We start from the raw sequence: 16198 nt of genomic DNA, 5'->3' as shown, positions 1-16198 counted from the left end.
AATTTCATTTAAGAAATGCCCTCTTCTAAAATGAAATTAAAAAAATTAGTATCATGAAAAAACCTACTTTTTCTAGAATCGCAATCGTAATCTCATTATTGTTTTTAGGCCTTCAATCCTATGCCCAAAACTATGAGCCATTCACTCCGAGATTTAATGAGGATTTAAAAGGAGATATTGTTCTAATCGGTAACAATATCCTTGGACCAGATAATAATGCATTTAATGATAATTCAGTATACAATCATAATGTAGATATGAGGTATATTGATATTGATGGTGATGCAACAACATTTAGTTCATCAAGTTCAGATTTAGACATTCCCAACCCTAACTGTTATAGAATTATTTATGCAGGTTTGTATTGGGGAGCTGTTAATCCTGGTAATGAGCCAATAACTGAAGTCAAATTTAAAGGACCTGTAGGTGGTTATAATGATATTCAGGGAACAATTATATATGATGCAAATGGAACTACTGTAGATGGTGGTGATAGCTTTTCTTATGCTTGTTTTGCAGATGTGACAGACATCGTTACAAGTTTTGGTTCTGGAACAGATTTAGGAACGTACACCGTTGGTAACGTGTCTTCAGCCGAAGGTCAAACATCCACGTTTAACCCTTATAACGGTACAGGTCAATCTGCTGGATGGTCACTGTTTATTGTTTACGAAGATCCAACTTTACCAGGGAAATCCATTACAAGTTTTGATGGTTTTAGTGCCATTAGTGTTCCTGGTAACAATCCAAATTTAGATATTCCTGTTGACGGATTTAGAACAATCCCTGCTCCTGCTCCTGTTAGAGCAAATTTTGCCTTCGCAACATTAGAGGGAGATAGCCCAATTGTTGGTGATCGTTTACGTTTAAATGGTGTTAGTTTATCTACTGCCGATCGTCCGGTAACCAATTTTTTTAATAGTTCTGTAACGCAATTAGACGCCACACCTGTTAATAACAGAGTCCCAAATAGTACAAATACACTCGGTTTTGATACTGGTGTAATGGCCATTCCAAATCCAGGAAATACTGTAATTGCTAATGATGCTACTTCTGGAACTATACGTTTAGAAACTAGCGGAGATACTTATTTTCCTTATTTCTTCGCCTTTGCAGTCGAAATAATCGAACCTAATATCGTACTCACCAAAATTGTTGAAGATGATGCAGGAAATGATATTGGAGGGCAAACCGTAGGTCTTGGGTCATCATTAAATTATGTGATTGGCTTTCAGAATACTGGAAATGATAATGCTACAAACTTTCAGATTAGAGATATTCTCCCGGTTAATATTATATACAACCACCCAACCGATTTAGTATTACCTCCTGGTGTTACGGTTTCAAGTTATAATCCTGTAACTCGTGAACTTATTTTTGATATAGACAATTCACTTGTTGAAGAAAATGATCCGGTATATGAAATCCGTATTGAAGTTCAGGTTGTTGATGATTGCGGACAACTGGCAGATGCCTGCTCAAATATTATTAGTAACCAGGCTTTTGCATCTTATAACGGATTTTATAATCCTACATTTCAAATTACAGATGATCCAAGTTTAAGTAGTAATACGGGATGTTTATTATCTCCTCAGGCTACTAATTTTTTAGCCGATTTAGATTGTACGTTTACTGAGGAAATAGTCTTATGTGGTGATAGTGTAGATTTAACTGCTGCAGATGGATACGATTCGTATTCATGGTCAACAAGTCCGACAGGAACACCAGTAATTGGCAATACCCAAACCATCACAGTCACCGCTACAGGAACATATTATTCATTTAATACAGCTGTAGCGCCTTGCCAATCAATTGAGCAAGAATATGTGGTAGAGATTTTTGGAGGTAATATCGAAAACCCGGTAATACCATATGCTGACGAAGTCGTGACCTGTCCTAACGATGGAAAACTATTACCAAATATATTTTTATGTGGAGCCAATGATTCAAGGTTTATTCAGACAAATATTTCAGGAGCTTCATCAATCATATGGGAACAATTAGACGAGTCAAGTTGTCCTGCCGTTTCAGATCCAGATTGTGCAAATGAAGATGATTCATGTACATGGAATCAAGTAGGTGTTGGTTCAGATTTTTTAGCTGATACTTCAGGTCAATTCAGATTAACCATAAATTATGAAGGTGGATGTTTTGTTCAGTTTTATTTTAATGTCTATCAAAATTTACTCAATGCCGATGTTATCGCTACAGATATTATTTGTACAACACCTGGAAGCATAACGGTTATTGATGTGCCTTCTGGTTATGAGTATAGCTTAGATGATATTACCTATCAAACGAGTAATGTATTTACAGTTAATACGCCAGGAACTTATACGGTTTATATCAGACAAATAGGTGTTCCTACCAACCCTTGTGTATTTACTGTTCCTGATGTTCAAATTAGAGATAGAGATTTTTCGGTTACAACAACTGTAATTCAACCTTTATGTCATGGTGATAAAGGAAGTATTCTTTTAGCTGCTAATGATGTAGATCCTCAATATTCATTTGAATTATTTGATGGAGGGACTTTAGTAAATAGTGTTGGTCCGATTGTAGAAAACACTTATAATTTTGAAAATTTAAATCCAGGAACGTATACGGCTACAGTTGAAACAGAAAATGGATGTACCTACACTGAAGACATAGAAATTGTCGAGCCACCACTATTGACAGTTACAGCAGCTGTAACTATTCCATTAACATGTACAGATGGAGAAATAACAGTGTATCCTGAAGGAGGAACACCTCCTTACTTCTACTTTGTTAATGGTTCAACAGATTTTCAAACGGTTCCAGAAATAGTTGTGACTACAGCTGGAGTCTATGATATTACAGTTGTGGATTCTAACAACTGTAGTGCGAGTACAACTATAACGGTTGACGCTATTCCTGAACCTGAATTTTCTATTATAACAACCGATATACCATGTTCTGGAGATGCTGGAACATTAACGATTGATGTTACTGCTACTAATGGTTATAGCTTAGAATATAGCATAGACGGCGGAACTACCTTTTTTAATTCACCTGTATTTACTGGTTTAACTGAAGGCGACTATAATGTTGTGGTTCAGTACTCTGCAGGCGCATCAATTTGTACTACAGATCCGCAAACGGCTACTATTATAGCCAATAGTGCTATTTCAGGAACTGCGGAATTGACGGCACCTTTTACATGTAATTCAGCAGGAACAATAACGGTTACTGGAGTTACTGGTGGAGACGTACCTTATACCTATAGTATTGATGGTGTTAATTTTCAGTCCAGTGATACCTTTTCTGGATTAACTGAAGGCACTTATACAGTAACTATAAAGGATGCAAATGATTGTACTATTATAACCAATCAGATTACTATTGAAGCATTAGATCCGCCAACAGATTTAACATTTGACAATACACCTGTCACATGTCCTTCAAATACAGCAACAATAAATATCACAGGAACTACTGGTGGAACTGGTGTATTAGAATATCAAATAATTGCACCAGCAGCTTATAGTACTCCGTATCAAACATCAACTGCATTTACAGGTTTAGAACCAGGAACCTATACGTTTCAGGTTAGAGATGAAAATGACTGTGTTTACAGTGAGTCTTATACTATCGATCCTATTCCTACACCTACAATAGCTGTTGTATTGACATCAGATTTAAATTGTACAACATCACCAGATGCTGTTATTACTGGTACTATAACTGGCACTGCTCCTTTTACATATGCTGTATCAATTGATGGTGGTACTTATACATCACTTGGAGCTACAGGAACACCATTTACTTATACTGCATCTACAGATGGCACTTACCAGTTTGAAATTACTGATGCAAATGGGTGTACTGCAGAATCAACTATAATAACAATCGAACCCATCTCTTTACCAAATTTGAGTCTTGTTACACAAGCACAGCAAATACTATGTAATGGAGATTCTAATGGTGCCATAGATATTGATATTGATGATACTGTTGGCACAGCTCCTTTTGTAATCAACGTATATAATGATACAACAGGTGTTGATTACGGAAATCAAACGTCTGGATTAACAGCTGGTACTTATACAATTACCATTACAGATGCAAATTCTTGTACAGCAACTGATACAGTAATTATTAACGAACCTGACCCGATTGTATTAGATTATGATACAGTAGATATTACTTGTACTTCTGGCAATACATCAGAAGGCTCAGTAATTATTAACTCTGTTACTGGTGGAACAGCACCATATAATTATTTTGTCACAGGATCAAATGGCTATTCTAATTCAGAACTTAATGCTACTGGATCAACATCAGTAAGTTTTAATGTCGTCGATTTTGGATTATATCAAATTAATATTGTTGATGCTAATGGATGCTCAATATTGGTGCAAGATGTATTGGTAGCCTCTCCTCCAACAGATTTAGATATTTCTGTAACAGCAACTGTAGACTGCCTTTCTGGTGGAGAAGCTGTGGTGAGTGTTGGATCTACATTAACCAGTTCAGGACCATTCTTTTTTAGTATTTATCAAGGACCAATATCTGTATATCCAGATCCTGTGGGATCATGGATTCCAGAAGATTCTCCTGGTAGTGAAACTGCTACATTTATGGGGTTAACACCAGGTGTTACCTATACGTTTATCGTTTACGATGCATCAACCAACTGTAGCTATTATGAGCCTGCAACTACACCTATACCTACAAATTCAACATTGACATTAAGTGCAATCAGCTCTAATAATATTACATGTACTGGAAGTGCCGATGGTAATGTGTCATTTACTATTAACAGTACTTATGGTACTGATGTCAATGTAGATTATGAGATATTTGATTCATTATCACTTGTATCAACAGGTATAACTGGTTCAGGAGTAGTTCTTGCTGGAGATAATCTAATAGTTACTGATTTAGGACCATTACCTTTTGGTAATTATTTTGTTTCGGTTACAGAAACTTCAGGTCCAAATACTGGTTGTGGTGTTGTGACTTCACCATTTAACATCACCGAATCGGCTATTGCTTTAAACTTAACAACATCTATAGATCAAAATGCAAATTGTAATGCAAACTCTGGAATCATAAGTGCTATTGGAGAAAATGGAACAGCTCCTTATCAATATCAAATCACAACAACTCCTGCTGCTCCACTTGCATCTGACACAAACTGGGCTTCAACAAGTGTTTTTAATGTTGATGCAGGTAATTATTATGTACATGTTATAGATGCGTATGAATGTATTGTGTCTAGTCCGGTCATCGTGCTACCAATGGACTCGACTCCTCAAATTTCTGCTGTTGCAAACAATTTGTGTACAATAACTGAAGGTAACTTTGAAATTGACGTCGTTTTAGATACACCTGGAACTGCTCCATATAGTTTTAGTATTAATGGAGGAGCATTTCAAACGCAAACAGCGCCATTTAGTATTTCAAATTTATTCTCAGGAACTCATACTATTGAAATTCAGGATGCAAATGGTTGTGGAAATCTAGTAACCGTTGATATTCCTGCACCAATTGAATTAACACCTGAAGTTTCAGCATTACCAACTTGTAATAATGATGACGGTGAAATAACAGTTACAGCTAGTGGTGGATCAGGATCTTACACTTATAGTATCAATCCAAGTCCAGTGTCTGTAAGTTTAAGTGGCTCGGTATTTTCAGGTGTGCCATCTGGAGTTTACACCATCACAATTACAGATACTGTGACTTCTTGTACTGAGGAAGTGACTATATCATTAGCCGAAGCTACACCTCCTACTTTTACAACAACTCCTACCAATGTTACATGTTTTGGAGATAATAGTGGTTCGTTTGATATTAATGTAAATGGCTATTCTGGAACCTATACTTATGAAGTTTTTGATAGTTCTGGTACTTCAGTAACTGGGATTGTAAATGCAAATACTTCTACAAATCCATTAACCGTTACTGGTATGAATGCTGGCACATTTTCAGTAGTCATTACCGAAACACAAAGTCCGTTTTGTTCTGCAACATCTGGTGTTGTTATCGCTTCGCCTTCTGAAATACTAACACTTACAGCAACTGAAACATCTAATGTGACTTGTGATAATAGTCAAGGAACTATTTCAGCTGTTGCAAATGGTGGTTGGGGCGATTATCAATATGAATTAACAGGAGCTGCTACAGTTCCATATTCTTCAAATGGAACATTTACAGATCTTTCAGCTGGAAATTATACTGTTAACGTAATGGATGCTCAAGGCTGTATCAATTCAGTAAACATAACACTTATAGAACCTACGCCTATTGATGCCACATTTACACCGAGTACAACAGTATTATCTTGTTTTGGTGATCAAGATGCTTCAATTACAGTTACTAATGTAACTGGAGGTGTTGGTACAGAATACATATATACACTTCATACCATTTCTCCTACACCAAGTACATCAGGGCCACAAAGTTCAAATGTATTTACCAACTTAGGACCTGGTACATATACTATAGATATATCTGATGGAAACGAATGTTTTACGACTTCAGCTAATATTGTGATAGCTGAACCTACTCCATTAGAAGTAGATTTGGTAAAATCGACAACTCAAACATGTTTAACAGAATCTACATTAACCCTAAGTGCTTCAGGAGGAACTGGACCATACACTTATAGTAATGATAGTTCGTTTGCAACTGTTTTAGGGTCTTTTAATTCTTCGGTAACGTTTTCTGTACCTACAGGAACATTCCAATACTATGTTAGAGATGCAAATGGTTGTATATCTAATGTTTCTAATGAGATTACCATTGACCCACTTCTGGATTTAGTTATCAACTTACAATCAACTAACCCAACGATTAATTGTGCAGGTGATAATAATGGAACTATCATGGCTACAGCTCAAGGTGGATTAGGAAATTATATTTATACGTTACAGGATACGAGTGGTGCAACAATCCCTGCAACACAAAATAGCCCTGGTGTATTTACCGAACTTGTTGCAGGCACTTACGTAGTATTTGTAGAAAGTGGTGATTGTGATACAGCTTCTGCTCCAATTACGATAACCGAACCAAGTGCTCCATTAGAAGTAGATTTCGTCGTAAACGATATTACTTGTAGTGGAAATAATGATGGTATTTTAGAAATTAATGCGACAGGTGGAACAGGAATTATTAAATATGCTATTTCACCACAATTGGATCAATTTTTTGAAACTAATGTTTTTGAAAACTTAGCACCAGGTAACTATGATGTGATAGTTCAAGATGTGTTAGGTTGCTATGTTACTTTTGATTTTACTATTACAGATCCAATACAGGTGATTTTGAGTATTGTTCCAAATTCATTGTTTGAAGAAACTTGTGAAGGTGAAGGTAATGGTGAGTTTAGCATTGATATTTCTGGAGGAACTTTGCCATATAGTGTGAGTTTAGATAATTATGATGGTCCTTATACAACAGGATCATCTGGACAAACTGTATTTGATTTTACGGCCTTAAATGGTGGTGATCATACTGTTTTTGTTCGTGATGCTCAAGGCTGTGAGTCTGAATGGAATATTACATTCCCTGATCCAGTAACTATAAATCCTGAAGTAAATATCGAATACCTCTGTGAAAATAACAGTCTTAGTAATACAGTAACTGTTACAGTTGATGATAGTATAACAGATGCATCACAATTAGATTATTCTCTAGATGGAGGTCCATATCAATTAAGCAATGTATTTACAGATGTTATACCAGGAACAGGGCATTATATCGATGTGAGACATACTAATGGTTGTATCCAAACTACCGATTTATTTGATATTGAAGACTATCAACTGCTATCATTATTATTAACCCAAGGTGATGAACCAGGTGAAATTATAGCTACTACAACTGGTGGCACTGGTATTTATCAATATACATTTAATGGAGAAGATTATGGTACTACTAATGTATGGGTTGTTACTGAAGAAGGGACATACACCGTAATTGTAACTGATAGTGCAGGTTGTCAGGCAACAGCCATGATTGAAATAGAAATAGAAGGTCCTTGTATTCCAAATTATTTCACACCTAATGGTGATGGTGTTAGTGATGGCTGGACTGTTGGTTGTGCTGAGGATTACCCAAATCTTACATTCGATATTTTTGATAGATATGGTCGTAAAGTTGCAACCTATCGTGTGGGCGAATATTGGGATGGCAAATACAATGGTACTGAGCTGCCAACAGGTGACTATTGGTATGTTGTTAAGCCTAACAGTGAACTTCTTAACAAGGATTATGTTGGACATTTCACACTTTACAGGTAATAATGCCTAAAGAATTAAAATTAGTATTCAAATGAAAAAATTCTCTCTATATATTCTTTTATTATTCTGTTCTTTCAATTACGGACAAGAATTAAATTTACCTGTATGGACCCAATATCTTGCAGATAATGATTTTGTCATTTCTCCTACGTATGCAGGAATTGGAGACAATTTTAAAGTTAGAGCTAACGGACTCACACAATGGGTAGGTATTAAGAATGCGCCAGACAATCAATCCTTGTATGCCGATTTCCGAATAGGAAATCAAACAGGCGTTGGTTTATCACTATATAATGATAGAAATGGAAATACACGCCAGAAAGGTGCGAAATTCTCATTCGCTCATCATATCATCTTAGATTATAAATCGAAACAATATTTATCGTTTGGACTGTCTTATAATATCAATAGTTTTAGGATTGACATTGAAAATTTTCAACCTACTGAAGAGATGCCTATTATAGATCCTAGTATTACAGATGACAGGTCGCGATCTAATAATAACTTTGATGTTGGCTTTTTATACCGTTGGAATCGCTTTTATTTTAGTTTTAATGCTAATAATATATTGCGAAAGGATATTGATGATTTCGTTGGTGTTGAACCAAATCAGCTTCTCAATTATCAAGCCTATACTGGTTATGTCATTGCGAGTAAACAAAATAAAAATATAGAATTTGAGCCTTCGGTGTTTTTCCAAATGTTTGATAGTGATAACCGATCGGCTACAGACATCAATTTTAAATACCGTCGATTTAATCGCGATGGTGATTATTATTGGGTTGGCGGATCGTACCGCTTTTTGAACGATCAGTTTTTAAAGCCCTTAAATGTAGGGCCAATGGCTGGTATAATGAAAAACAGACTTTATCTAGCCTATTCATATCAACTAACAATTAATGACCTATCTGGTTACAATTCGGGTACACATGTATTAACTATAGGACTGGATTTTATGTCTGGAATTAGCAATTGTGCCTGTACAAAAGGAACGAGCTATAGAAAGTATAAAAATAACGGAAATAACAGAAACTAGGTCTTGTTAACTTCTAATTTATAACCTATTCCGTGTACATTAGTAAGTTTGATTGTATCGTCGCCTTTTAGCTTTTTACGCAATTTTGAAATGTAAGTGTCCAGGCTTCTGCCTACAATAACACCATTATCTTCCCAAACTTTTTTTGTGAGTTCTTCGCGCGTTATGATTTGATTGGGACGCGCAACTAAAAGTTCTAAAAGCTCGCACTCTTTTTTAGATAAATTGATTTCAGTAGCAGACTTTACCAATTTATTTTGCTCTGGATAAAACTGAAAACTGCCAATTTCAGAATAATTTGTTAGCGCTTCATGCGAACTCTCTGAAGTCAATCGCTTTTCTCTAAAATAATAGCCTATAAAAATAATAGCACCAAATAAAATGACATATAGTAACGGATGCCTATTAAAAAATGTAGACCTGGCATCTAGAAATGTGACTTCAATAGTATAACAATCTTCAGGTAAATAGCGTCCAGCACACGGAATTATAGTGCGTTCCTCCTCTACATTCATCTCATAACTGTAAGCAACTTCTTTATCTGCACACTGAATGGCTTCAACACGATAATTTTTAGATAAAAGCATAATGGCAAAACTACTATCGATAACGGTAACCAGCTCATTAGGTTCAAACGATAAAGAATGTTGGAATGACAACTGATACGTAGATGCATCCTTTTTTACAACAGGCAAAATAATTGATGTTGAATCCTGCTGTTGTAACAACAATTGATTACCTGCTTCTCGTAAGGCAATTTTAATTTTACTAGAATCATCAATCGCTGTTGTAGTATTGTCACAAGCGATAAAACTACAGACAAATAGAAAAATAATGACAGCACTAAGACTATATAATTGTTGTTGTTTCATAATTACATGTAAATAACATAATATTTACTGACTTTTTACAACTGTTGACACTTCTTTTACATTTTTTTGACACTTTTAACCTGAGTCACTTCTAGTTTTACATCATAATCAAAATTAAAAAACGATGAAGTTAAAAGTACAATTATTAGTAAGCATATTTACAATTTGCTTAATTGCAACAACCAATGCACAAGAAAAATTACAAATCAGTACCGCTAAAAGCGAAATTAAATGGTCTGGAGAATACACCTTTTATTTTGGAGGTCATAATGGAACCATTAGTTTTTCTGAAGGATATTTTGAAAAAACGAATGAGGTCATAACTGGTGGAGAATTTATTATTGACATGAACTCAATAGTGTGTGACGACATAGATACAAAAGATGCTAATGAAAGTCTGGTGAACCATTTAAAAGATCCCGATTTTTTTGATGTTGATAAATTCCCGAAGGCGACATTACAAATCACAAGTGTAGAGTATCATGATAACGCACAGATGAAAATCTATGCTAATCTTACCATTAAAGGAATTACAAAACCCATATCGTTTAACGCAGAAGTAGATTACGAATCACAACAAATGACTACAAAATTTAAAATCGACAGAATGCTTTGGGACATAAGCTATAATAGCAAAATGAGAGATGGAGCCATTTCTGACGCCATCGGATTTGAAGTGAAATTAAGTTTGTAAATTTATATCATGAGAACAGTCTTACTTAGCTTTACTTTTCTGATGGTCTCCGTTATGAGTTTCGGACAAGATGAAGCGTCTTTAGGCGTACTAGAATCGGATACAACATGGCTCAAAGAAATTATTAAATTTCCGATAGGATTTGCTCCTGAAATCAATTATACAGGATATGAAGATCTTAGATTTGCAAAGCAATGGAGAGCAATAGACCATGATGATTTTTGGTGCTATATGTTTGTGTGGCATGTTGATAGTATTCAGAAACCATCGGCAAAAGATTTAGAACAGCAGTTGAAATTGTATTATGACGGACTCATGAAAGCCGTTAATAAAAAGAAAGATTTTGAAGTTCCTGAAACTACTGTTCTCGTTATTAATGCTAAAGGTGATGCCGCTAGTGATTTTATTGGCAAACTAAAAGTTTATGATTCATTTAATTCTGAAGCGATAATCACTTTAAATGTTCAAGTGAAATTATACCATTGCATCGCCTCTAATAGAACCAATATTATGTTTAAGTTATCACCATTAGATTTTGATGAGGCAATTTGGGAACGGTTTAAAGACGTCAAACTCACAGATGGTAATTGTACATTAAAAAATTAAGTATATGCCAAATATCCCATGTCCCAAATGTAGCACTACAATTGAATTTGATTTTAAAACTGTTTTAGACGGAAAAGATTTTATATGCAAAAATTGCAATAGTAAAATCACTTTAACATACAGCGATAACAAAACGATTTTTAAAAATGCTCAAAAAGCATTAGATAAACTTAAAGACAATTTAGATATTGATTAGTAGCAAAAAATTATACTGGATATCCTATATTTGAGTATAACTTAATACTATGAAAGACCTCACATTCGATAAAAGCCGTGTTATAAACTTTAGTGATGCTGTGTTTTCTATCGCTATGACATTGTTAGTTTTAGAAGTAGGTATCCCTTCAATTAAAGCCATTTCATCTAATAGTACTTGGGTGATATTACAAAATAGAATTCCGAGTTTTATTGGATTGGTTGTTAGTTTTTTAGTGACTGCTTTATATTGGGTATCACATCTAAGATCGATGAAATACGTTACAACTGTAGATGCTAAACTATTATGGCTTAATATTTTTTTATTGTTATTTATAGTACTTATGCCCTTCTCTACAGGGTTTTATGTGACTGGTTACAATTTAGTCGGGCCATTTGTCTTTTACTGTTTTAATCTTTCAGCTATCGGGCTTTTTAATTTTTTATTGATAAGGTATATCATGAAAAAAGAAATTGCTAATCCAGAATTAACACCTCACATCAAAAGGTGGTATTTACATACAGCTCTTAATGCATTAATCATCTGGATTTTAGCAGGTGTTTTAGCATTTATACTGCCTTCGGTTGCAAGATTAATATTCATTTTAATATTTGTAATTCAGTTTTTTATTAACCGTAATTACAAAAAAAAAACAACAAGACTTAAATAATACGCTTTAGTTATTCTGAAATTGGAGTAATTTGTCCAGTATATCGAATTGGAAAACGCTTCGCTCCTTTTAGAATCATATCACTCTTAAGCGAAGGATATAAAATAATGGTAACGTTATAACCCTCATTATTACTTTTTGCATCAAATGAAATGGTATAACTGCTGTTATCATTTTTTTCAGCTTTGTAGTTTTTAATCGTTCCATCAAACGAAATATTATTATCATCAGATTCGTTATAACCCGATGGCATTTGTACTTCTCCATAATATGGAAGTCGAGATGTTATGGTTTCACCATCGAGCTTAAGTTCGTTTGCAATACCTGTTAGACTAATGCGGTTGGCGTTACTTCCTGGCGCAATAATTCCAGAATTTTGTAAAGCAGATATACTTCTGTTCACTTGTGGCATTGCCCAGTGAGATTCAATTTTAAATGTCTGATTGGCTACTAATTGATCTAAAGCAGCTATTTGTTCTGGAGTTGCATTTGTTTTTGAAGCACTACAAGCCATTACAAATAAACTCACAAATGACAATATGATAATTCTTGTTTTCATAATATGCTTTTTAGCTTACTAAAGATACAAATCCATAAGTTCAAATCATTGGCATTTAACATTTTATATAAGGTTATTGATTTATTATTTCACCATTTGCTCTAAACTCAATATCCTTATTTTTTCCTTTTTGCTTAAATTCCACATCGTAAAACAAACCTTTAGAGTGGTGTTCAACTTTTTCAACTTCAGTAATATCATCACTATCATAGTCCGATTTAATGACATCTCTAATGGCCTTAGGTAAATCTTTAACATCGATACTACTTTCGGTTTCAATCCATTGTCCGTTAGGCGCATAATCGGCTCTGTATTTTATGCCATCTATTTTGAAGTTAGATTCATAATTTCCATTGGAATCTTTATGCCAGTCTGGATCATTTTCACCAGGATACATCTTTTGAAATGTTTTCTTAACCGCATCTGGAGCCTGAGCATTTGAGCTGTTTTGACATGCTAAAAAAAATGTTATCAGTAGTGTAAATAAGATATGCTTTTTCATAATTTTTGTAGTTATGTTTAATGTGAATAATTCTATAATTTCAGTAAAATTAAATATTTACATCCTACAGTATTATCTCATTAACTATAATTAAGAGCGGTATCACTAAGCCGCATTAGAGTCAATGATTTCATCATATCGGATATATTAAGTCTGGTGATTATACTACTTTACAACTATTAAATAATCATTAAAACTATATTATTATGTCAATACTTACAATCATTATAAGCGTACTACTCCCACCCGTTGCTGTATTTATGCAACACGGTGTTGGAAAAGAACTGCTTATCAATATTTTATTAACCATACTTGGATGGGTTCCAGGTGTGATTCACGCTTTAATCGTTAACAAATAATACTAAAATCATGAAAACCAATAAAGACACAAAAGATTTAGATTACAATCCTGAAATCACCAAAGAGGATTTAAAACATTTGGGTGACAAACAAGGGCATCTAAAAACAGAAACGAGTGATGATGATCTACTCAAAAACAGAAATAAGCCTGTTGATTTCACTGGTAAGGATTTAGATGTTCCGGGTCGAAAACTTCCAAAGGACAGTACTCCTAAAAAATTAAAAGATGAGGAAAATCAGTTATATAGTCAGGGAAGTGAATCAAATGAAAATTTAGAGCAAACTACTGAACACCTTAAATAATTAGGGGTTTAAACAAAAAAAAGACTACTAATTGGTAGTCTTTTTTTATGACGTAATTGATACATTATATCATATCTTGTAATTCTTGTTTAGAAACCGATTGTCCGTATAATTTCTGGTCTGGATCCATAATTGATGTTTGTGTTAAATCACCAACATATACTGCATCAAATCCGATATCTTCAATTAATTGTTGCGTAGCTGCTCTACTATCGGCATCTTGTGCAGCAAAAGGAATAGCCAGTTTTTGAGATGAATCCCAGGCTCTGTTTTTTAAATCTTCAGCTTTAATCGTATTAAATGCTTTGGCTGTCTTAGCCGTATTAAACTTCATTGCTGTATATTCTGAAGCATTTCGATTACTATCTCTTACCTCTTTTGCCATGTCACCATCGCGTTGCGGATACGGGTTTGTAGCATCAATGATAACTTTGTTTCCGTATTCACCTGCATATAATTCTGATAGTCTATCAATGGCTTTAAATGGTGTAGCTAGTAAATACACGTCAGCATTAGCTTCAAAGGCTTTTTCAATACTCATAGCTTTAGCCTTACCTTCTGACGACCGAACTAAATCGTTCAACTCTTCAGGATGTCTACTGCTAAACAATACCTCATGTCCGGCTTTAGCCCAATGTTTTCCTAAATTTCCTCCAATGTTTCCACTTCCTATAACTCCTATTTTCATAATATTGATTTTTAGTTACTATTAATTTATAAGCTAAGTTGCTAAAAAATACGCTCAGAGATTCGCTTAAATGATGAAACTATTAACGCATTTAAAAGCGTTTGGAGAAAAAACCTTTGTAAAAAGACGAACTCCTTAGTGACCATACTAAGGAGTTCTATTTGTGTAATACTTAAATGCGTATTGCTACATATTTAAGTGGCTGCGAAAGTAGACTAATTTATTTAGTAAACACGCAATTTGCCGATAAGTTTTAAAAATTATTAAAGTGTCATTTGTTTAAACTTAATTCCCAGGTCCTTTTGGATGTTTTGAATTTCCTGCTCTTCACCAGAAATAATAAGTGCAATAGACTCACCTGTTTTACCTGCTCTGGCTGTTCGGCCACTTCTATGGGTATAGTAGTCCAGCTGATCTGGTAACTGATGATGAATCACAAACGCCAGATTGTTGACATCAATACCTCTAGCCGAAACATCGGTAGACACTAAAAATTGTAAAGACTGGTTTTTAAACGCTCGCATTACCTTATCACGCTCTTTTTGCTGCATATCGCCTTGCAAAGCATCGACTGAAAAGCCTTCTGCTTTTAATTTTTCAGTTAGCTGATTGGTTCCTGCTTTAGTTCTACAAAAAATAATACCTCTGTCATCATCATATTTATCTAGTAAACGCGTAATGATATTGACTTTTTCTTTAATTGAAGTGACGATATAATGATGCGAAATATTAGCATTCACAATACTGTTTCTGTCAATTTCTACACGCATGGCATCAGCAGCCATATAGGTTTTGATAATTTTCTGAATCTCTTCAGGCATCGTCGCCGAAAACAACCAGGTATGTCTCGTTCCTGTTGTGTATTTGAGAATTTTATTCAAATCCTGCTTAAATCCCATACTCAGCATCTCATCAGCTTCGTCTAAAACCAATGTGTCGATGTGTTTAATGTTAACCTCGCCTCGTTCTATAAAATCCAATAATCGCCCTGGAGTTGCTACAATTATATGAGTTGTACGTTGCAAGCGTTTTAATTGAATGTCCATTTTTTCTCCACCATACACGCCTTCAGCAAAAATTTTAGCATCACAATATTTGGTGAATTTGAATAGCTGTTTCTGAATTTGTTGCACCAATTCTCGTGTTGGTGCTAAAATCAAAGCTTGAACATGGTCTTTTTTGGGGTTGATATTCTGAAGAATTGGCAATCCGTAAGCTGCTGTTTTACCAGTACCTGTTTGTGCTAAGCCAATAAAGTCGTTTTCATTTTTAAGCAACACAGGTATGGCTTCTTCCTGAATTTGAGTGGGTTGTTTTATGTTGAGTTCTTTCAATCCTTTAATCAAAGGTTTTGAAACGCCTAAGTCGAAAAATGTCTTGTCCATAATCAATAATAATTGTCTGCAAAGGTATTGTTATTCTGCTAGCTTTCAGAATTAATA

13 protein-coding genes are annotated in these 16198 nt (G+C 34.6%); 8 read left to right on the top strand and 5 right to left on the bottom strand.

The features are described 5' to 3' along the window. Positions 1-53 precede the first annotated feature (53 nt). Positions 54-8270 (top strand): T9SS type B sorting domain-containing protein, encoded by an 8217-nt coding sequence (locus tag H7350_RS06470; protein ID WP_204345082.1) that lies wholly within the window; start codon positions 54-56, stop codon positions 8268-8270. Positions 8271-8301: 31 nt separating this feature from the next. Then, positions 8302-9306, top strand: a complete 1005-nt coding sequence (locus H7350_RS06465) for a PorP/SprF family type IX secretion system membrane protein (protein WP_204345081.1) — start codon at positions 8302-8304, stop codon at positions 9304-9306. Here the strand turns inward: H7350_RS06465 and H7350_RS06460 are convergent. Further along, positions 9303-10178, bottom strand: coding sequence for a winged helix-turn-helix domain-containing protein (locus H7350_RS06460; RefSeq protein ID WP_204345080.1), 876 nt, complete (start codon positions 10176-10178; stop codon positions 9303-9305). The genes H7350_RS06465 and H7350_RS06460 overlap by 4 nt on opposite strands. A gap of 124 nt (positions 10179-10302) precedes the next feature. Between H7350_RS06460 and H7350_RS06455 the strand changes: the two genes are divergently transcribed. Genes H7350_RS06455 through H7350_RS06440 form a run of 4 tightly spaced genes read left to right on the top strand, consistent with a single transcriptional unit; the run spans position 10303 to position 12344 of the window. After that, entirely contained in the window at positions 10303-10872 is a 570-nt protein-coding gene (locus tag H7350_RS06455; RefSeq protein ID WP_204345079.1) for a YceI family protein, read from the top strand. Between the two features lie 9 nt (positions 10873-10881). Further along, positions 10882-11478, top strand: coding sequence for a hypothetical protein (locus H7350_RS06450; protein ID WP_204345078.1), 597 nt, complete (start codon positions 10882-10884; stop codon positions 11476-11478). 4 nt (positions 11479-11482) lie between these two features. Then, complete coding sequence (locus tag H7350_RS06445; RefSeq protein WP_204345077.1) at positions 11483-11674, top strand: hypothetical protein; 192 nt, start codon at positions 11483-11485, stop codon at positions 11672-11674. Between the two features lie 49 nt (positions 11675-11723). Next, complete coding sequence (locus H7350_RS06440; protein WP_204345076.1) at positions 11724-12344, top strand: TMEM175 family protein; 621 nt, start codon at positions 11724-11726, stop codon at positions 12342-12344. A gap of 10 nt (positions 12345-12354) precedes the next feature. Here H7350_RS06440 and H7350_RS06435 read toward each other — a convergent pair whose 3' ends face one another. Together H7350_RS06435 and H7350_RS06430 are read right to left on the bottom strand one after the other, a co-directional pair. Beyond that, positions 12355-12903, bottom strand: a complete 549-nt coding sequence (locus H7350_RS06435) for a DUF4251 domain-containing protein (RefSeq protein ID WP_204345075.1) — start codon at positions 12901-12903, stop codon at positions 12355-12357. 73 nt (positions 12904-12976) lie between these two features. Then, positions 12977-13405: a PepSY-like domain-containing protein gene (locus H7350_RS06430; RefSeq protein ID WP_204345074.1), complete on the bottom strand. Its 429-nt coding sequence runs from the start codon at positions 13403-13405 to the stop codon at positions 12977-12979. Between the two features lie 206 nt (positions 13406-13611). On the opposite strand from H7350_RS06430, the gene H7350_RS06425 reads away from it, so the two are divergent. After that, positions 13612-13764, top strand: a complete 153-nt coding sequence (locus H7350_RS06425) for a YqaE/Pmp3 family membrane protein (RefSeq protein WP_204345073.1) — start codon at positions 13612-13614, stop codon at positions 13762-13764. Between the two features lie 10 nt (positions 13765-13774). Next, the gene (locus tag H7350_RS06420; protein ID WP_204345072.1) at positions 13775-14068 is read left to right on the top strand and encodes a hypothetical protein; all 294 of its coding nucleotides are present in this window, start codon (positions 13775-13777) and stop codon (positions 14066-14068) included. Positions 14069-14132: 64 nt separating this feature from the next. On the opposite strand, the gene H7350_RS06415 is transcribed toward H7350_RS06420, so the two are convergent. Both H7350_RS06415 and H7350_RS06410 read right to left on the bottom strand, forming a co-directional pair. Further along, positions 14133-14756 (bottom strand): NADPH-dependent F420 reductase, encoded by a 624-nt coding sequence (locus H7350_RS06415; RefSeq protein WP_204345071.1) that lies wholly within the window; start codon positions 14754-14756, stop codon positions 14133-14135. A 263-nt stretch (positions 14757-15019) separates the two neighbouring features. Continuing rightward, positions 15020-16141: a DEAD/DEAH box helicase gene (locus H7350_RS06410; protein ID WP_204345070.1), complete on the bottom strand. Its 1122-nt coding sequence runs from the start codon at positions 16139-16141 to the stop codon at positions 15020-15022. Positions 16142-16198: the final 57 nt, after the last annotated feature.

This window comes from Psychroserpens algicola, assembly GCF_014526325.1.
Taxonomy (GTDB): domain Bacteria; phylum Bacteroidota; class Bacteroidia; order Flavobacteriales; family Flavobacteriaceae; genus Psychroserpens; species Psychroserpens algicola.
Note: the sequence above shows the minus strand (reverse complement) of the source record. Positions and strands in the feature narration are given on the sequence as shown.